The organism is Neobacillus sp. BP17 (assembly GCF_059579525.1).
In genome coordinates, this window is the sequence record NZ_CM184198.1 from 2121928 (window position 1) to 2142002 (window position 20075).

The following is a 20075-nucleotide window of genomic DNA, read 5'->3' on the forward strand; positions in this document are numbered from 1 at the left end:
GACTATCTTGTAAAATGTGAGAGGACAGGGGGTTGTTTTTAAATGGAAATGCAAACGAATAAGGGCAGCGCTAGTTACTTTAAGAACGGCCAAAATGATGATGTATGGAGTTAATTCATTTAATCAATTAGAAGTTTTAAGCTTTACACATAGTAATCAGGCTGCCCTTGATCATTGGATTAAGGTATTTCAAGAACATGGAGTTAAAATCTACGAAAGATAAGAAAGAGAAGCAGGAGAAAAAAACAAAAAGATGAAGTCAGTCTATCCAAGTAAATTTCATAATAAAAGTAATTGCATTAAGTCAAAACCACCGAGTTCTATATGAATGGTGGATTTTTTTTGCAAACAATTAGGCAAACCAAACAGAATTCAATAAAACGTAAATTTTCAAGATTGGGACCGAGCTTATGTGTTTGAAATCTAAAAAATATAAAAAATTGTAAAAATTATAAAAAATTAATTGACTAAATCTTCTAAATTATTTAGACTTTACGTTATAAAGTGCCAACTTCAAAATAATTAAAATTTTGAAGTTGATACTTCAATATACAGAAAGGGGCTTTAGTGATTGAGATGATCCATGTGAAGAAAATTTTTTAGTATGGGGGCTTAAAATGATTTCACATAATGAAGTGGCCTATATGTCAGCGAGAGAATTAGCTTCAAAAATCAAAGACCTTGAATTTTCCCCAGTAGAAGTAACTGAAGCCTTTATCCAACGTATTGAGGAAAGAAATAAGAGTTTAAATGCTTTTGTCTATTTTGGATATCAAGATGCATTGATCAAAGCGAAAGAGGCGGAACGTCTTTTGTTAGCTGGTGAGGATGCGGGCATTTTTCATGGTGTACCTTCTGCCTTAAAAGATTTGTTTGGGGCAAAGCCTGGCTGGATTTCTACCTTTGGGGGCATAAAGGCATTTAAAAATAACGTAGTTAACCATTATTGTGCCTATGGGGAACGTTTTGAAAAAACCGGTGGTATTTTACTAGGTAAGACAAATAGTCCTGTCTTAGGTTTTCGTGGAGTAACAGATAATTACTTGTTTGGACCAACACGAAATCCATTTGATTTAAGTAAAAATGCAGGGGGATCTTCTGGTGGTGGAGCGGCTGCAGTTGCTGATGGCCTTGTTCCAATTGCTCAAGGATCTGATACCGGCGGATCGACTCGCATCCCAGCAGCATGGTGTGGGATATATGGTTTTAAGCCTTCTGGGGGACGCGTACCATTCTTAGGGCGGCCTAATGGTTTGAGAACTTACATATCCTCCACAGAAGGAACATTAACTCGGACTGTTGAGGACGCTGCGCTAGGTCTTAGCATGTTAACAGGGTATGACTATCGGGATCCATATTGTCTAGATGAAAAAATGGACTACCTCTCAGCATTAAAGGGTTCTATCAAAGGATGGCGTATTGCTTACAGTTCAAATTTTGGCGTTTACCCGGTTGATCGTCGTGTTGCTCATAGCGTTGCAGAAGCTGTAAAAGTATTCCAACAGGCTGGAGCATCCGTTGAAGAAGTAGATATCGGTATTCCCTATGATCAAGGTATGTTAAGTGAACTCTTTAATCGGATTGTAATGAGAGGGTCTATTTCCATATTCGAAAATTATAAAAGTAAGGGAATTGATTTATTAAAGGATCATCGAGAAGATTTGCCTCCTCAGTATCTTGAATGGATTGAGAAAGCATACCAGATGAACATGATCGATGTTAATCAAGACGAAATTATGCGTACTACTATCTATGACAAGGTTCAAAACGTATTTAATGATTATGATTTATTAATAACACCAACGGTAGCCACCCTCCCAACAGAAAATGGCTATGATGGAAACACGGTTGGGCCAAGTCAAATTAACGGTGTAGAAATAGATTCTTTAATTGGATGGTGTATGACCTATATTACCAATTTTACCGGTCATCCTTCTGCATCAATCCCTGCAGGGCTTGCGGACCAACTTCCTGTTGGAATGCAAATAATCGGAAAACGATATGCGGATACCGATGTTATTACAGCTAGTGCTGTATTTGAAAAGCTAAAACCATGGGATCAAATTTATGAGATTTGTAGAAATCGCATCTTAGACAATTATCAAATATCCTCAAGAAATTAAACTACTTAATAAATATAATTTGGGAGGAACATTAATGGGGTGTTTGCGCGAGTTCTCACAAAATAAGTATTTTATCCTTTTTATTCTATTTGCAGGGTGGATGGTTGCATATTTAGACCGGATGGTCATGAGTGTAGCCCTTACGTCAATAGGGGATGACCTACATTTAAGTCCTGCATCATTAGGAATTGTTCTTAGTGCCTTTTTTGCTGGTTATGCATTAATGCAAATTCCAGGCGGTTATTTGGCAGACAAGTTCGGTTCAAAAAGAGTAATGGTTGTATCACTTATTGCGTGGTCATTGTTCACGGTGTTTACAGGCTTTGCATGGTCATTAACTTCTTTGCTCATCATCCGCTTCTTATTCGGAGTTGGTGAAAGCGGATTCCCTGCAGCCAGTTCAAAAGCTATTGCCGAATATTTTCCAAAAGCAGAACGGGCGAAAGCTCAGTCCACAATGTTATCTTCCAACGCTTTTGGCGCTGCCTTAGCTCCTCTCTTTGCAGCACCAATGATGCTGGTGTTGGGGTGGAGAAACATGTTTATGGTAATTGGATTAGCAGGAATTGTTCTCGTTGCTGTTTATTCGATCATTCTAAAGAAGCCAAAACAAAAAACAGATGATTCTAATCAGATAAAAAATAAAGAGATTTCTATGAAGGACCTTCTGCGAAATTCAACGATGTGGAAACTAGTTATTGCATGGTTTGGATTAGATGTTGTTATTTGGGGATTTGCATCCTGGCTGCCTTCCTACCTTTTAAAAGTACGTGAATTGGATCTTCTGCAAGCTGGTTTTGTTTCATCATTACCATTTTTTGCAGGAGGAATTGCGATGGTACTAGGAGGATGGGTAGTTGATAAATATTTTGTAGGCCGAGAAAAATACTTTGCTATTGTTGTGACAGTACTGGGAGCTCTGTTTCTTTACCTTATGTTTAAAACTCCATCCCTTCAACTGGCAGTTACCTATCAAATAATATCAGCCTTTTTCTTATATGCAGGGTTCGCAGGGATTTGGTCATTACCGCTAAAATTCCTTCCTACTGCCGTTATGGGATCTGCTGCCGGCATGATAAATTTTGGCGGGCAGTTAGCTGGCTTTGTTTCTCCAATGATCATGGGCTTTTTAATTACTGCCTTTAATGGTTCTTACGATGCTGCATTCTATTTTTTACTCCTTTCTTCTGTTATCTCTGTGATAGCCTGCTTTACACTAGGTGATACTAAAAAATCACTAGAATCAAACGTAAAAAGTGCATAGGTAGTTAAGTTGCTATATCAATTAAATTTAATGAAAAGAGGTAGTTTCTATGAAAATAGCTATAGCACAAATTGCTCATGAAACTAACACATTTTCGAATGTGCCAACGACAGTCGAACTTTTTAAAAGCTGGGAATGGGATTACAAGGAAAAAATTATAGAAAGACATCTAGGAGTTGATGATTATGTAGGGGGCATGATTGATAAATGCAACCAACTAGGTATCGAAATCGCCCCAACCTTTTCAGCCTTCACTGGTCCATCAGGAATGATCACGAAAGAGACCTATGAAACATTAGAAAACGAGTTAATTACCGGCATCCAAAATGCAGGAGAGGTAGACGGAATTTGTCTAGCCTTACACGGGGCTGGTGTTGCTGAAGGAATCGATGATTTAGAAGGGTATTTACTAAAATCCCTCCGAAAATCGATTGGATATAAGATTCCTATTGTTGTAACATTAGATTTACATGCAAATGTTACAGAATTAATGGTGCAAGAGGCAACTGCTCTTTTAGGCGTTAATTTTTATCCACATACGGATTCTCATGAAAGAGGAAAAGAAGCCATTGAGTTACTAGAGCAAATCATCCAAGGTAAAATAGATCCAGTAATGCATCTAGAAAAGCTGCCTCTAATCATTCCTACTTCAACAACCTATGTATCGCCAGCAAAGGATATTAATGAGTTATGCTGGGAATTAGAAAAGGACCAGAATGTAGTGGATTGTACATTCTTCCATGGGTTTCCCTATACAGATATTCCTGATGTCGGCGTTACAATCCTTACGATAACAAACGGCGATACTTTATTGGCTCAAAAAGTGGGAGACAAGGTAGCAAGCACTATTTGGGAAAAAAGAATGGAGTTTCGTCCAGACCTGCCAACACCTGAAGATGGAATTCAACAGGCTTTATCTAAGCAGGGCCAACCGATCGTAATTAACGAAACCTCGGATAATCCGGGTGGAGGGACACCAGGGGATGGAACATTCTTATTAAAAGCAATGGTGGAAGCGAATGCTCCAAAGACATGCTTTGGATTTATTTACGACCCTGAAGTCGCAGAGTTGGCTCACCAAGCAGGTCCAGGGTCATATATAAATGTAGAATTGGGAGGCAAAACAGATTTATTACACGGCCGACCTTTGTCACTAAAAGTTTATGTAAAGAGTTTATCGGACGGTCAGTTTTTCCAAACTTCTCCTATGTGGAGAGGTATAAAAGTAAATCTTGGAAAATCTGCGAGAATACAAACCGAGAATGTAGATATCATTGTTTGCTCGGTAAGGGCTCAAACGTTTGATGAGCAGGTGTTCTTACTTCATGGTATTGATGTAGCAGAATATAAAGTTGTAGCGTTAAAATCAAGTCAGCACTTTAGAGCAGCATTTCAGTCGATTGCAGAAGAAATTATTACAGTCGATTCACCAGGTTTAAGTACATGTGATTTCTCGTCATTTGAGTATAAACGAATCAATCGGCCAATATTCCCTTTAGACGCTGTACAAGATTATAAAAAGCAGGCATCAAAAGTTTAATAATAAATTTCAATATAAAAGATGTGAACTTGTAGGCTCCAATTCAAGGAGAACATCATCTAGAAAGGTAGATCAGAAATGGAACCTATTAAAGAACTCATTCGAATAAATTATAATACGCTAACCAATCGTCAAAAAATTGTTGCCAAATTTATATTGGATCATCCACAACAAATCGCATTCCAAAAGGCAAAAGAAGTTGGGGAGTTGACATCTACCAGTGAAACTACAGTGATACGTCTCTGTTATGCGCTTGGATATACAGGTTTTAGTCAATTGCAAAAGGAAATTCAGACAAGCTTATTAGAAAATGGACAAACAGATCCATTAGGGAAGTATAGAGTATCAACTGGGGCCCTTAGCCAGAATAATGATGATCTTATCAAACAAATCAAGGAACGCGATATGGCTTTTATAGAAAAAACCCTGGATTCTTTGAACGGGGAATTATATCAAAAAATTATCGATGCCATTCTCTATTCAAAAAAAAGATGTGTCATCGGTATGAGAAGTTCGTATGCAGCTGCTAATTGGCTCGCGTTTAGCTTAAATATTGTGAAAGGAAACACCCATCTGTATCGAGGTGAAATTGACGACGCCATTTCTTTAATTTCGGACATGGACCAGGACAGCCTGGTTATCGCCTTCTCTTTTCCGCGTTATGCAGAAGAAACCATTTCGTTTGTCAAGGCCGCTAAGAAAAAGGGAGCAAAAATAATTGCGATTACCGATAATGAAATATCTCCGTTAGGAGCATTTGCGGATTTGTTGATAAAGGTTTACACACCCTCTCCTACAGGGCTAAATGGGATGGCTACCATGTTTTCGTTGTTGAATGTGATTGTATCTGGCGTTGCCTCCTCAAAGTGGGAAGAGGTACAAAATCGTATTAATGATTACCAACAAACCAGCGAACAGTTTTTCCCATTTTTTAAGCATGAGAACGATTTATACTAAAAACATTAATAGTGAAAGGGACTATGATATGAACATTGATAAAGTGGAAATATCTAGACTGAAAATGCCGCTTAAACAACCATTTGAAACGAGCTTTGGACGTTTGACGTTTAAAGACTTTCTCGTAGTAAGTATTCATAGTGGAGATTTTGTCGGATATGCTGAGAGCGCTTCCCTTCCTTATCCTATCTATAATGAAGAAACAACGGGAACTGTCAGTTATATCCTTAAGGAATTTCTAATACCTAAATTGTTTTCAGTTGAAAGAATCAAACATCCTACTGAGATCCACAGACTATTTCAGCCAATTCGACGGAATAACATGGCTAAAGCAGTTATTGATGGAGCAGTTTGGGATTTATATGCAAAACATCAAGGGATATCACTTGCGACCGCTCTCGGCGGTGATAAAAAAGAAATCGATGTAGGCGTCAGTATCGGAATCGAAGCTACAGTGGGAAAAGTGCTAGAGAAAGTGGAGCGCTTTATTGCTGAAGGCTACAAAAAAATTAAAGTGAAAATCAAACCTGGTCATGATATTGAAGTAGTTCGTGCCATTCGGGAACAATTTGGTCCCGATGTCCCTTTGATGGCAGATGCAAACTCTGCCTATTCATTAGATGATGCCCCTATTCTAAAACAATTGGACCAGTTTAAGCTTATTATGATTGAGCAGCCATTGGCTCACGATGACATTATTGATCATGCTAAGCTTCAAAAACAGCTATCTACACCAATTTGTCTAGATGAAAGTATTCATTCAGTAGAAGACGCTAGAAAAGCTATTGAACTAGGAAGTTGTAAAATTATCAATATTAAGGTTGGAAGAGTTGGAGGACTGACAGAAGCAAAAAAAATACATGATTTATGTAAATCTAACAATATACCCGTTTGGTGTGGAGGTATGCTCGAAGCGGGAATCGGTCGTGCACATAATATTGCCCTTTCGGCACTTGACAACTTTAGCATTCCAGGGGATACATCTGCTTCTGATCGTTATTGGGCTTATGATATTGTTATGCCAGAGATTATGTTATCTCAACCAGGTCGTCTTCAAGTACCTGATTCCCCTGGTATTGGATATGAAATCAACACATCTGTATTTGAACAATATCTGATCAGTAAAGAGCATTTTACAAATGAATTGATAGTCAAATAATTGAGAATAAATCATACGAATAGGAGGGGTTACATTGTTTGATTTTATTATAAAAGGTGGGCAAGTTTTTGATGGTACAGAGAATCCATGGACGAAACTGGATATAGGTGTTCAAAATGGGGTAATTAGCAAAATGGGTGATTTAAGTAACGAACAGGCTGCAACGGTGATCGATGCAAAGGGTCAAGCTGTTTCACCAGGATTTATCGATACGCATGTCCATTCTGATTTACTCTGTACAAAACCTGAAATCCACCATATTAAAGTATTACAAGGTGTGACCACAGAATTATTTGGACAGGATGGTATTTCCGTAGCTCCGGTTTCTGAAGAAACTAAACCTCTTTGGCAAAAGCAGCTAAAAGGACTCAATGGAGATATCGGTGATTGGCCATGGAACACAATCGACGAATACCTCCAATTTTTGGAGAATTCCGATATCGCTGGAAATGCCGCCTACCTCGTGCCACATGGAGCAGTTCGGACACTTGTCATGGGCTTTGATGGACGTCAGGCGACACAAGAAGAAATGGATCAAATGCAACTCCTTGTCGAAGAGGGGATGAAGCAGGGAGCTGTAGGGGTATCTTCGGGACTAGTCTATCCTCCTAATGTGTTTTCCAATAAAGAAGAATTAATTGCCATCTGCAAAGGGGCAGCGAAATATGACGGTTGCTTTGTGGTCCATATTCGTAACGAGAGCAATCACTCCCTAGAAGCATTGGATGAGGTCATTGATGTTGCTCGTCAATCAGGTGTTCGTCTTCATGTCTCTCATTTCAAGGTCGCAGGTAAAAAAAATAGAGATAAATTTGTCAAAGCGCTTGAAAAAATGGACCAGGGCCGTAATGAGGGAATCGAAATCACGTTTGACCAATATCCGTATACAGCTGGATCAACGGTTTTCCACGCTATTTTACCTCCTTGGATGCATGCAGGAGGAACTTCTGAACTGTTAGAAAAATTACAGGAACCGGATATTCGAGAAAAAATCAAACAAGAACTTAAGCATAATGAGGACTACGAAAACTGGGTCCTAACCTGTGGCTGGGAAAATATTATTATTTCTGCTGTTTCTACAGAAAAAAACCGCTGGGCAGAAGGCAAAAATATGATTGAAGTAGCAGAGATTTTAGAAGTGGATCCTGCAGAGGCGGCCTTTGATTTATTAATTGAGGAGAATGCGGGAATTACGATGGTCGTTCATTGGGGCGATGAGAAAGATGTTATTTTTGGAATGCAGCACCCCCTACAGATTGTTGGGTCAGACGGTATTTTTGGCGGGAAGCCCCATCCTAGACTTTACGGAACATATCCACGAGTTTTAGGAAGATTTGTGCGTGAAAAACAGGCGCTTTCCCTAGAACAGGCTGTGCGTAAGATGACTGGAGCCCCTGCTCAACTGCTTCGTTTAAAAGATCGAGGATTCCTTCGAGAGGGTTATGCTGCGGATATTGTGGTGTTTGATCCCAAATTAGTCAATGACAAATCATCCTATCTAAGCCCGCTAGAGGAGCCTGTTGGAATCAATTACGTTCTTGTAAATGGGCAACTGACTGTAAAGGAAGGCAAATATATAGGGACTACCGCAGGAAGTGTGCTGCGACAGGAGAATAGTAATGCAAGAAAAGTTTACGTATAAGATAATTACAGAGTTTGATTCACTATCAGACATTGTTGAATTGCAAAAAATAGTTTGGGGAGAAGAGGTAGTCACCTCTCTCCCACAAATGGTGGCTGCCATTCACAATGGCGGGGTAGTCATTGGTGCATTTGCAAAGGAAAGTAATAGACTAGTAGGATTTTGCTATGGATTTGCCGGTTTCAGTAACCTTAGTAGAAAGCCTTATCTCTGTTCACATATGATGGCTATACATTCCCAATACCGCAATCAAGGAATCGGTGAAAAATTGAAAATTAAACAGCGAGAGTGGGCAATTAAATATGGTTATGAAAAAATCATTTGGACTTTTGACCCTCTTGAAGTTAAAAATGGATATTTGAACCTTTCCAAACTTGGTGGGTATGTAAAAACGTATATTAAAGCTTATTATGGTTACATGAATGATAAATTAAATAAAGATTCACCTTCCGACCGTTTTTTGCTGGAATGGGATCTTTTGTCTGAGCCAGTTAAAAATGCGCTTGAGGGAGACCGTAGCCATCAAGAAAGATGGAAAAAGTATGAAAAAATATCTGACATTAGGTTTGACGGGGAACTGCCTATACCTTGCGATGATACAAAATTTCAGCCTAATTATTCAGGTTTTCTGTTACCTATTCCAAAAGAGGTGCGGCAAATTAAAAAAGATTCACCTGAGTTGTTCCAACAGTGGCGATCACACACAAGGAATAAACTAAGTGAGGCCCTATCAAGTGGCTATCAAGTCACTGGTTTGATTCCAGAGAATTATATCGCATATTACGTGCTAGAAAGAAGTGATTCTTCTGCATAATACACATATAAACATTAGTCTAATTAGCATCAAAGAATGGGTGAAGAATAACAACACCCTTCTGCTGGATAATTACGACAAATTACATGACTTGGCGGAGGTTAGCTGGAAGGAACAAAAAACCAGGGACTTCATTTGTAATGAACTTGATAAACTTGGTCTTCCATACGAAACATCCAATAATCATTGTGGAATAGTGGTTAAATGGAACAGCGGTACTCCTGGCCCAACGATCGCTTTACGGACGGACATGGATGCATTATGGCAAAATGTTGATGGCGTATGGAAGGCAAATCATTCCTGCGGGCATGATGCGCATATGACCATGGTCTTAAATACACTTCGTTGTTTAAAGGAATCCAATTTTAAACCGGATTGTGGCTGTCTCAAAATTATTTTCCAACCAGCTGAAGAGACGGGTAAAGGTGCTCTTGCAATCATAAATGCTGGAATTGTCGATGAAGTGGATTTCTTGCTCGGTATTCATGTTAGACCTGCAATCGAAATTGAGATGGGGCAAGCATCTTCAGCAATTTACCATGGTGCTGCCACTCTATTAAAAGGAAAAATTATAGGGATTCAAGCCCATGGAGCAAGACCGAATTTGGGCATTAATGTGGTTGATTCACTTGGTGCAATCATTCAAGCGGTTAATTCGGTTAAAGTGGATCCAACTATACCAAGTTCAGCGAAAGTGACACAAGTGAATGCCGGAGGGGAAAACATCAATGTGATTCCCGATGCGGCTGAATTTAGTATTGATCTTAGGGCACAAACGAATAAGGCTATGGAAGCCTTAATAAATAGTGTAATGAGAGCGGTCAAAAATGCAGGAGAAGCCAATGGCGCTGAAGTACAACTTGAAATTGTGGCACAAATGGCTGCAGCTGAGAAGAGCACCTATATGGAAAAAATAGTTGGAGAAGCGGTACGCCAAGTACTTGGTGAAAACGCACTTGCTCATCCTCCGGTCACTCCGGGGGGTGAAGACTTTCATTTCTATACAAAGAAGAGACCTGCTATTCAAGCAACGATGGTAGGCCTAGGTACAGGCTTAGAACCAGGTCTTCATCACCCCAATATGAAATTTAACTTAGAATCCCTGGGTACTGGCGTAGCCATTTTAGCAACTTCAATCATCAAGTTATTTGAGGACCAAACGAAAGGGGTTAAAGAATAGCAGAGTCTAAAATAAAAGGACTTAGGTACGGTTTACCAAAAACACTAGCACCATTTGCATGAACAACCACAAGTCCTACTTTGTGCATCCACTTTTTCTATTTAGAAGGTGGATTTTTTTATTTTGTAAATGAGAAAAAGGTTAGAATTGTAAAATGTTTAATTATTTGTTTTTTTGTGCATAGTTCAGAGGAAAATCATTTTTATGGAGGGCGTATTTAGTGGGAGAATTCACAAAAGAAATCGTACCATTACCTTTGGATTTTTATGATCAGCCCACCCTTGAACTGGCAAAGGCATTGCTCGGATGCCTCCTTGTAAAAGAAACGAATGAGGGGATGGCAGCAGGATACATAGTTGAAACAGAGGCTTATATAGGTCCTGGAGATAGGGCTGCACACAGTTACAATAATAGAAGGACGGCTAGAACCGAAGTCATGTTCCAACATTCGGGCCTTGCGTATACTTATTTAATGCACACACACTGTCTTTTCAATGTGGTAAGCGGCGGTGTAGAAAAACCAGAAGCAGTTTTGATCCGGGCCCTTGAACCTCAATCGGGTCTCGAGTTAATGAAAATTAGGAGAGGTGTGGAAGAGCTTATAAAATTGACCAATGGCCCTGGCAATTTGACAAAATCCTTGGGGATTACCATGGAGGATTATAGCCATCCCCTTACACTTCCACCTTTATATATCGCCAAAGGCTATTGTCCGGACAGCATATCCGTCGGCAAAAGGATTGGAATTGACAAATCTGGTGAAGCGCGGGATTATCCATGGCGCTTTTGGGTTACGAATAATCCATATGTTTCAAGGCACCAAAAATCTGAGTATGTAATTGTCTGAAAAGTAAAAGGACTTAACTCATTGGTTAAGTCCCTATAATAAATGGATTCGATTAGTTTTCCTTATTAAGTAACAGGCTTGAGGCCTATATTCATTCCTTTCCTAAAGTGTATTCTATCGAAAAGGATTATCCATTTAATCCTTTTGATTCGATTTTACTATTATGAAGTTTTTATTAAAGTAACGACTCTAATTTACACCCCCTCATGTTTAAAATGGTTTGGTTCTGATCACCCGGACCGAGAAAATCTAATGCCGCAGGAGAAAAGACCCGCACTTTTCTTTTAACGCCCTCCAAAAGTATTCGGATCGATTTCATAACTCCAATATCCTGAAAGACATTGCCTCCTAAGAAAATCTCCATGATTGCTCTCCTGTCATGGACAGGTTTATTTTTTTTACTATTATCTTTAGTAGCAACAAGCTCATTCGATTCTTTAGTGGTTAGCACTGATTCATATTCTATTTTAGCAACTTCTACTTCCATCGAAGCAACTATTCCGATTTCACGTTTATTTAACATTAAGACGAAGTCGAAGCCTGTTTCTGTTTTCTTCTGTACAATTTTTACTTCATCTGTAATAATCGTGACAAATTCTACGTATTCATTCGTGTTTGAGTTTTGGGTGTTTTCATTTAGCTTCACAACTCTATAAAAAGCTTTTGCTCCAATTCCTTCATCGGTAAAGTCAAAGGGTTTAATACTTTCTGTGCGGACAAAATAGAGTTGATGAACCTTTTTATTACTATTTAATTGGAGACATAAAGCAACCTCTTCTTTCACCGCCTTTCTCTCCTCACTCGAGAGCATAGGGACATTCATTTTCATTCCTGGAAATTGAATGAAGATGTAGCTGAAGTTTTTCTTAGGTTGTAGATCAGAAAGTCTCATAAACTCACAACCTTTCTATTTTTGTCACAAGATTTTTTTCTTGTAAGAGTAATATTCCATATAATCCTTTTTATTCCTGTATATGTGTGTTGAGTTTTTATCGTCACTTTCTTATGAAATACGAGGAGTACCCCTATTTGTTGAGTAATTGCGAGGAAATCTACTATCGAAACATGTAATTAATATAAAAACGCTTTCAAAAACGACAATTTATAGACTATTCGCTCAATTATGTTACAATAAATTTTATATATTAAAGTGCCAAGAATATTAGAAGAAAAACAACAGCACCAATATTAATCTAAAAAATTATCAACAATGGAGGATAACTATGAACTTTGTTAGTACACGCGGAAGCGTAAATAAAATTGGTTTTATTGATACAGTCTTAATGGGATTGGCAAACGATGGGGGATTATTGGTACCAGAGAAAATCCCTCAACTTCCTGCAGAAAAGTTAAAGGCTATGTCAAAACTTACTTATCAAGAATTAGCTTTCGAAATCTTTTCCTATTATGTTGACGGTGAAATTCCAGAAAATGAGTTAAAGGAATTAATCCAAAAAAGCTATGCTAGCTTCCGCCACCCAGAGGTAACACCGGTACAAAAGTTAAAGGATAATATGTATGTATTAGAGCTTTTCCATGGACCAACCTTTGCTTTTAAAGATATTGCTCTGCAATTCTTAGGAAACCTATATTCCTATGTTTCAAAGAAGAAGGGTGAAACGATTCATATTCTTGGTGCAACATCGGGAGATACAGGGGCATCAGCCATTGAAGGTGTAAGAGGAAAAGAAGGCATTCGCATTTGTATTTTGTATCCCCACGGTAAAGTAAGTAAGGTGCAAGAATTACAAATGACGACTATTGATGACCAAAGTGTATTGAATTTGGCTATAAAAGGGACATTTGATGATGGTCAAAGAATTATCAAAGAATTGTTTGCAGATGTCGATCTAAAAGATAAATATCATCTGCGTGCCATCAATTCCATCAATTTTGTTCGTATTTTAGCGCAGACTGTTTATTATTTCTATGCGTACTTCCAAATTAAAAAAGAGAATAACATAGAGAGTGTTAACTTCAGTGTGCCGACCGGGAATTTCGGAGATATTTTTGCTGGATATCTTGCCAAGAAAATGGGACTTCCTGTAGGTAAACTAATCGTAGCAACAAATGAGAATAACATTTTAGAAGATTTTATCCGTGATGGCGTGTACCAGCCTGGTGAATTCCGCAGTACCTATAGTCCTTCTATGGATATCCAAGTCGCAAGCAATTTTGAACGTTATCTGTACTACTTGCTAGGTGAAAATCCTAAAGATGTGACTGACTTAATGGAGAAATTCAAGACGGACGGAAAAATCATCGTTAACGAGGAATTACTCCATCAAGTGAAAAAAGATTTTGCAGCGCATGGAGTTGTTGGGGAAGAATGCTTGCAAACCATCAGTAAGTACTATGATGAAACAAGGTATTTATTAGACCCACACACTGCTTGCGGGGTCGCAGCATACGAAACGTGTAATCAACCAAATGAGGTTTGTGTCACTCTTGCAACCGCTCATCCTGCAAAATTTAATGAGTCTATCGAACGTTGTGATATTAAGCAGCCATTACCTGAACAAATAAGTGAATTGTTTAATAAACCACAGCATTTCAAAGTGGTTGAGGCGGATAAAGATGAAGTAGTTCGACAAGTAGAAACGCTTTTTCATTTTTCAGCTAAATAAACTCTTTTTATTAGAAAAGGCACCTACCCTTATTACTGAAGTGACACCCGTCAAGTAGACAGTGGAAATAAATAAATGACACTAAGCGGCTTGAGCCCTGTATTCTAAGGGGCTTAGGCCGTTTAGTTTTTTTTGTAATCGTTCATAATTATAAAATTTTATGTACTCCTCAATGTCTTTCTTCAGCTCTTCAAAGGTGCTGTACTTGTTCAGATAATACTTTTCACTTTTCAATGTTCCCCAAAAAGCTTCCATTGGTCCATTATCGATACACCTTCCGACCCTCGACATACTCTGAACCAGCTCTGCCTTATCAATTTTCCTTTTAAAAGTAGGGGAAGTGTATTGAAATCCTCGATCACTATGGAGGATAGGTTTTGCTCCTGGGTTAGTTTCCAAAGCTAAATCGAGGGTTTTAAATACCAATGGATTATTATTTGAATTGCCTAATACATAACTGACAATGGATCCATCGTACAAATCTAAAATCGCACTTAAATAAGCTTTTTGTGAGACTCCATACTTCAATTCAGTTACATCTGTTAACCATTTTTCATTTTGCTTCTCTGCGTGGAACTCTCTGTTCAAGATGTTCTCAGCTACATGTTGTGGAGTGCTTGGCTTATACTTTTTCCTTTTGCGTCGAATAACGGATTGTATTCCAGCTATTCTCATTAATCGATACACTCGTTTATGATTAATGGACTTTGGTAAGGTACGATTTAGGTTCATCGTAATGCGGCGGTATCCATATATACCGTCCACTTTCTTATATAGACGTTTTATCTCCTCCAGGATTTCCTCATTCATCTTTTCATTCTCAGGAGGGGTGCGATTAAGCCATTTATAATAAGAAGAGCGTTGAATTCTCGCAATTTCACATAATAGCACAATGGAGAATTTCTCTTTCTCATGAAGTTCTTGAATAGCTGTATATTTATCGGCCAAACGGACCTGGCTTATCTCTTTAACCGCCTCCTTTCGAGTTCCTCCAACTTTTTTAAGAATGCATTCTCCGCCCGAAGGCGTTCATTTTCCTGCTCTAACCGCTTCATTTCGCGCTGTATTTTCTCTTCAGGGGTTAACTCTGATTCCGTTTTACGCTTCCCCCTCTTATCTTCTAGACCGTCCGGTCCTTCCTTCTCAAACTTCTTTATCCATTGATACACCTGTTGATAGGAAACATTAAAGTGATCAGATGTTTGTTGATAGTTTTTCCCGTTCTGTATGCAATACATAACAATCTCAAATCGTTCCTCTAATGTCGTGGATCGGCCTTTAATCATAGAGTTCTTCTCCCTTTTCGTCTCTTCTATTTCTCTATGATCATTATAAATCCTAATCCATCCTTGTAACACTGAACGACTTGATATTTCATACTTACGTACAATCTCAACTTGAGAGAATTGACCCGAAAGAAAGTCATTAACCGCAGCTGTTTTTACTTTCTTCGAATACCGCTTCCATTCCCCCGAACCCTGAAGCCATTCAGTTCCATATGTCTGAAATTGATAAATCCAATCATTCAGAGTTCTAGAAGATATGTGGTGTTGTTTACAAAAGTCTGAAACTGAGATTTTTCTGTTTTCATAAGCCGTTATTATCTCAAATTTTTCTTGTGATGAATATTTCCCCATAGAAAAAGCCCCCAAAAAAGTAAACAGATTTTTATTATTTCATCTGTCTACTTTATCGGGAGCATATCATACTTGTGGTAGGTGCCTTTTTCTATCTTGATTCGAATATTTTAACCAGTTATTTGATTAGATGAAGATAACAATTTTGCTGATACAAGTCTTTTATAGACCGTAATCCCAATCCATGATGCTAAAAATGCTTTAATTAAACCAACGACGATAAATGGTAAAAACCCAGAAGTAAAGGCAGCCGTCCAAGTCATATCAACCGAAAGTTTTAGCCAAATGGTCCCGATAACCAAAGTGACAAACATACCGACTGTATTTGCAATCATACCTTTCATGACAGAGAAGCTAGTTTTTTCTAAAATATAGCCTGTTAAAAATGCTGCTGGGATGAAGCCAATAATATAACCCCCAGTGGGACCTACTATCACCCCGAATCCACCTGACATTCCACTAAAAACAGGAATGCCTATAGACCCAAGTAAGGCATAAAAAATAACAGAAAGAGTGCCGTATCTAGATCCTAAAATTGTCGCAGCTAAACCAACTGCAAGTGTTTGTCCTGTAATCGGAACAAGTGGTAATGGGATTGTAACTTGAGCCAAGATGCCGATAATGGCAGCAAATAAAGCACTCAAAATCCACATTTTTAATTGATTGTGTGATCGAAGCATTATATCCCCCTATTCATTTAATGTAAACTCAAGTTATTTATTGGTTAACAATTGAAGTATAAGTTTTTCAACAAAGTTTTGTCAATCTTATTTTTCTGATGAAAAAATGTAAGAATTAAAGAGTAGGGTGTAATACCTATTACATAATGAGATTGCGCTCAAAGGATAAATCCATTAATTGATTAGCTGCCTTTGATAATGATCCTGCTTTAGTAACTCTAACTATATATTCAATTTGTTCCAAATTCATGAGATAATTTTTAATAATAACTTACGGAAATATGAAATAATGAAGAGGGGAGTTAGACAGCAATTCCCCTAATTCATAAGCTATTGTTACAGATCTGTTTTTAATAGTCATAAAATTTATTCATTATTAAATTGTATAAATATTATACATTTTTTGTCTTTGTGCTATTGACGAAATCTAGCTCATATGTGTAAAATACACCTATAGTAATTTTATTGAGGTGTAGTCATGACAAATAACAATAATGAAAAAAATGTTACTCCATCTAAGCAATTTATCCTTCCATTTATATTATTGCTTCTTAGTAGGGTGTCACTTCATGGCTATGAACTCATTCAAAAGCTTCAAGCTCTCGGTTTTAACACTCTTGACCAAGGAAACTTGTATCGTTTATTGAGACAACTAGAGAAAGACAATCTTGTGCAATCAGAGTGGCATACAAATGGAAGTGGTCCTGCCAAACGATGTTATTCAATAACTGATACTGGAAAAGGTTATTTAAAGGGCCATGCAATACAACTCGAGCAATACCAATCCATGCTCGATAAATTCTTCAACATGTACATGAGTTTTCTCGAGCTCTACCTTCCTCCTTTTCATATGGAGGATAAAATAGAGAAATTAACGAAACAAATGAGGAGGAACGAAGATGAGCCAAAAGGTGATTGATCAAAAAGAAGAAGTCCTAAAAAAGGAAGTTAAAAAAGGAGAGGTTAAAAAAGTGGAAGTACCAAAAGTGGAAGTTCTAAAAGTAGAGAAGCAGAACGAAACAAGCTATGTTACGGATTCATTTATTAATATTTTTTGGGGCCAATTTGAATCTGCAGTTTCTCGTACAAGAGAACTTAGAGAACAACAGCAAGAACTTTACTTAAAGGCTATAAAAGAAACAACCAAGTTCAATGGAGTGTACCGCAATACTTTAAAGGGTCTTTTTGAACAAGCTACAACAATAAATAGCAATTTGCGTAATGGGATATTCCAATACAATGTTATTAACGGAAATGAATCTACTGAAGTAATGACTGAATCTTTAAAAAGTCAAGTAAATGAGGCAGCTAGTAAATTAGAGGAGCTTTATTTAACTCCAATTAACTCTGCATTTGAATTAATTGAAAAAACAGAGCAGCGTTTAGAACAAAGCAGCGAGGCATTCATCGAATCTACAAATGAAGCACTGAATGCTTGGGAATCTGTAACAGACAACTATTTAAAACAAGCTAGAGAAACGCATGAAGATATTGCTCGTAGATTGGAAGATAGCGTACGTGGACTTGTAGCTCCAAGTAAATAATATACATTTCTAAAAGAAACAACATTTTATTAAAGATGTGCCTTTCTTTGTTAATAGATAACCTAAATTGCACAAAAAAGCAGCTTTACCTTCAAGGCAAGCTGCTTTTTTTAATAATAACGATTTTACAACTGAGTATTCCATCTTCATATTATTACTTGAATGTAGGTAATTGAGTAAAGTGGAGTGAGCAAGTATGCATAACCTTAGCACTGAACAATTGCTAGAAGCCTTTGATTCTGCTATTAAGTTAAATCTCTGCAAAGATTTTGTTCTGCTATTGGCTAATGAGTTAAATACACGATTTATTAATGAATCATCACCTAAAAATGATTATAGAAAAATTTTAGATCAGTATATTAATTCTGATTAGAAACCTTTCTCGTAGATATGTGGAATGTATTTCAGTCATAGATTACTTGCACCGTAAGAAGATTCAATTGACTTTTTGATATCTAATAAAAGTGGAGGCATTTTTATGAGTGACCAAGAAAAGACTTTATTTATGAGTGAACAAGAAATGACTTTAATATATAAAACTTCAAATATTTTAAGAAAAGATACCAGCATTATGAGACTAAACGATATTATTGAAGAACTTGTTCATGTAATAGAATCAAAAACAGAAGATGTCAGATTGCCGGATCAAGAATAGGAATTGAGCAACCAAAAACTATTCGATGAAATATACAAAAAAATGAGGGATGTTAATCCTTCATTTTTTTGTATATTCCATGGAAGGTTTAATTTTACTATTTAAAAAAGATGAGGTAGAAAGAAATGGGAAATATGACTTTCGACGTATAATCACAGGCAGTATACTATAAAGATACTATTATAGAGTTATTAATTCGTTTGATTCTTACTTATCAATGAAATAGTGAAATAGGTAGGATATATAATGAATGAATAAATAGGGAGGTGGAAAAATATTGAAGGCAGATGCTGTTTTTGAAGGTGGTGGGGCTAGGGGAATTGCTTTTATTGGAGCGATTCATGCGATGGAAGAGGAAAAAGTAGAATGGCAGAGATTGGCTGGAACATCAGCTGGAGCTATCATCGCTGCACTTTTGGCCAGCGGTTATAAAAGCTATGAAATTAGAGATCAATTAAGTAAACTAGATTTTTCAAAGCTTCGAGGCAGGACGTACTTGAATCGAATTCCTATTTTTGGCTCCTTATTAGAACTAATGTTTCATCTTGGTATTTATAAAAATGATTATTTGGAAACATGGCTGGATTCGCTTCTTACAGATAAAGGGATTAAGACGTTTGCGGATCTTCCAAAAGATAAATTAAAAATAATTGCTTCTGATGTTTCGAATGGGCAAATGCTTATTTTACCAGATGATCTGGACCGCTATGGGATGACTCCTGCTGATTTAAAAATTTCATCCGCCGTTATGATGAGTGCATCGTTGCCATTTTTTTACCGTCCTGTTATCTGGAAATCAAAAGACCGCAAAAAATCTTATATTTTAGATGGCGGTTTACTTAGTAACTTCCCAATATGGTTATTTGATACGGCCAATCCTCGGTTTCCAACGTTCGGCTTTCGTTTTGTTAAAGATAAAGTGAACATAGATGCTGTTATTCCAACCCCCCTCCACCTTTTTAAAAACATAATTAAAACAATGATTCAGGCCCATGACTTACGATATTTGAACAAGGATGCAATTGAACGGACCATTCAAATTCCAACAGGTGACATCAATGCTACTGATTTTGACTTGGATAGGGATGAAGTCGATTTTCTCTATAGGTCGGGCTATTTTTCTACAAAAGAATTTTTATCGAAATGGGATTTTGAACAATATAAAATTAATCGATTTAATAGATTAAAGAATAAATAGCTGAAAAGGCCATGTAAATGAAAAGTTTTGCGATATAAATATAAAAGGGAAGAACTAATAGGAAAAATTATATTTTAATTAAAATCATGGATGGGCAAATTATTACTTTATACGATTAAATACTTGTACGCTTAGCACAGAATGAAGTTAACCAGTTAATTGTTGATTTATAGAAAGTAATGTCCTTGTATCATAGATACATATAAGA

General features: G+C 37.3%; 18 protein-coding genes. 15 read left to right on the plus strand and 3 right to left on the minus strand.

Going from position 1 to position 20075, the window contains the following annotated elements; genetic code table 11:
- The first annotated feature begins 617 nt into the window (after positions 1 to 617).
- The 9 genes from AC4QJR_RS10165 (at position 618) to AC4QJR_RS10205 (ending at position 11526) form a co-directional block, all read left to right on the plus strand.
- Positions 618 to 2123 carry an amidase gene (locus tag AC4QJR_RS10165; protein WP_496526078.1) on the plus strand — a complete coding sequence of 502 codons (1506 nt, stop codon included), beginning with the start codon at positions 618 to 620 and terminating at the stop codon, positions 2121 to 2123.
- 34 nt (positions 2124 to 2157) lie between these two features.
- The gene (locus AC4QJR_RS10170) at positions 2158 to 3387 is read left to right on the plus strand and encodes an MFS transporter (protein WP_496526079.1); all 1230 of its coding nucleotides are present in this window, start codon (positions 2158 to 2160) and stop codon (positions 3385 to 3387) included.
- 49 nt (positions 3388 to 3436) lie between these two features.
- Complete coding sequence (locus AC4QJR_RS10175; protein WP_496526080.1) at positions 3437 to 4927, plus strand: M81 family metallopeptidase; 1491 nt, start codon at positions 3437 to 3439, stop codon at positions 4925 to 4927.
- A 78-nt stretch (positions 4928 to 5005) separates the two neighbouring features.
- Positions 5006 to 5884, plus strand: coding sequence for a MurR/RpiR family transcriptional regulator (locus AC4QJR_RS10180; RefSeq protein WP_496526081.1), 879 nt, complete (start codon positions 5006 to 5008; stop codon positions 5882 to 5884).
- A gap of 28 nt (positions 5885 to 5912) precedes the next feature.
- Positions 5913 to 7043, plus strand: a complete 1131-nt coding sequence (menC, locus tag AC4QJR_RS10185; protein WP_496526082.1) for an o-succinylbenzoate synthase — start codon at positions 5913 to 5915, stop codon at positions 7041 to 7043.
- A gap of 34 nt (positions 7044 to 7077) precedes the next feature.
- Complete coding sequence (locus tag AC4QJR_RS10190) at positions 7078 to 8685, plus strand: N-acyl-D-amino-acid deacylase family protein (RefSeq protein WP_496526083.1); 1608 nt, start codon at positions 7078 to 7080, stop codon at positions 8683 to 8685.
- A complete protein-coding gene (locus tag AC4QJR_RS10195; RefSeq protein WP_496526084.1) occupies positions 8663 to 9499 on the plus strand; it encodes a GNAT family N-acetyltransferase in 837 nt (278 codons plus the stop codon). The genes AC4QJR_RS10190 and AC4QJR_RS10195 overlap by 23 nt, the downstream gene beginning before the upstream one ends.
- Before the next feature lie 40 nt (positions 9500 to 9539).
- Positions 9540 to 10679: a M20 peptidase aminoacylase family protein gene (locus tag AC4QJR_RS10200; protein WP_496526085.1), complete on the plus strand. Its 1140-nt coding sequence runs from the start codon at positions 9540 to 9542 to the stop codon at positions 10677 to 10679.
- A gap of 220 nt (positions 10680 to 10899) precedes the next feature.
- Entirely contained in the window at positions 10900 to 11526 is a 627-nt protein-coding gene (locus AC4QJR_RS10205; protein ID WP_496526086.1) for a DNA-3-methyladenine glycosylase, read from the plus strand.
- Positions 11527 to 11701: 175 nt separating this feature from the next.
- Here the strand turns inward: AC4QJR_RS10205 and AC4QJR_RS10210 are convergent, their stop codons facing one another.
- A complete protein-coding gene (locus AC4QJR_RS10210; protein ID WP_496526087.1) occupies positions 11702 to 12418 on the minus strand; it encodes a hypothetical protein in 717 nt (238 codons plus the stop codon).
- A 331-nt stretch (positions 12419 to 12749) separates the two neighbouring features.
- Between AC4QJR_RS10210 and thrC the strand changes: the two genes are divergently transcribed.
- A complete protein-coding gene (gene thrC / locus AC4QJR_RS10215) occupies positions 12750 to 14153 on the plus strand; it encodes a threonine synthase (RefSeq protein ID WP_496526088.1) in 1404 nt (467 codons plus the stop codon).
- 81 nt (positions 14154 to 14234) lie between these two features.
- On the opposite strand, the gene AC4QJR_RS10220 is transcribed toward thrC, so the two are convergent.
- Together AC4QJR_RS10220 and AC4QJR_RS10225 are read right to left on the minus strand one after the other, a co-directional pair.
- Positions 14235 to 15790, minus strand: a protein-coding gene (locus tag AC4QJR_RS10220; protein WP_496523681.1) for an IS3 family transposase whose coding sequence is annotated in 2 segments (ribosomal slippage) — positions 14235 to 15145 and positions 15145 to 15790 — 1557 coding nt in all. Because the reading frame shifts where the segments join, the coding sequence is not laid out codon by codon here.
- 110 nt (positions 15791 to 15900) lie between these two features.
- Positions 15901 to 16470, minus strand: coding sequence for a biotin transporter BioY (locus tag AC4QJR_RS10225; RefSeq protein WP_098575170.1), 570 nt, complete (start codon positions 16468 to 16470; stop codon positions 15901 to 15903).
- A gap of 478 nt (positions 16471 to 16948) precedes the next feature.
- Between AC4QJR_RS10225 and phaQ the strand changes: the two genes are divergently transcribed.
- From phaQ to AC4QJR_RS10250, 5 genes are all read left to right on the plus strand, one after another.
- The gene (gene phaQ, locus AC4QJR_RS10230) at positions 16949 to 17389 is read left to right on the plus strand and encodes a poly-beta-hydroxybutyrate-responsive repressor (protein ID WP_098575171.1); all 441 of its coding nucleotides are present in this window, start codon (positions 16949 to 16951) and stop codon (positions 17387 to 17389) included.
- A complete protein-coding gene (gene phaP, locus AC4QJR_RS10235) occupies positions 17370 to 18014 on the plus strand; it encodes a polyhydroxyalkanoic acid inclusion protein PhaP (protein ID WP_496526089.1) in 645 nt (214 codons plus the stop codon). The genes phaQ and phaP overlap by 20 nt, the downstream gene beginning before the upstream one ends.
- A 196-nt stretch (positions 18015 to 18210) precedes the next feature.
- A complete protein-coding gene (gene sda, locus AC4QJR_RS10240; protein WP_098575173.1) occupies positions 18211 to 18387 on the plus strand; it encodes a sporulation histidine kinase inhibitor Sda in 177 nt (58 codons plus the stop codon).
- A gap of 105 nt (positions 18388 to 18492) precedes the next feature.
- Complete coding sequence (locus tag AC4QJR_RS10245; protein WP_496526090.1) at positions 18493 to 18669, plus strand: hypothetical protein; 177 nt, start codon at positions 18493 to 18495, stop codon at positions 18667 to 18669.
- 277 nt (positions 18670 to 18946) lie between these two features.
- Positions 18947 to 19867 (plus strand): patatin-like phospholipase family protein, encoded by a 921-nt coding sequence (locus AC4QJR_RS10250; RefSeq protein ID WP_098575174.1) that lies wholly within the window; start codon positions 18947 to 18949, stop codon positions 19865 to 19867.
- The last annotated feature ends 208 nt before the right edge of the window (positions 19868 to 20075 follow it).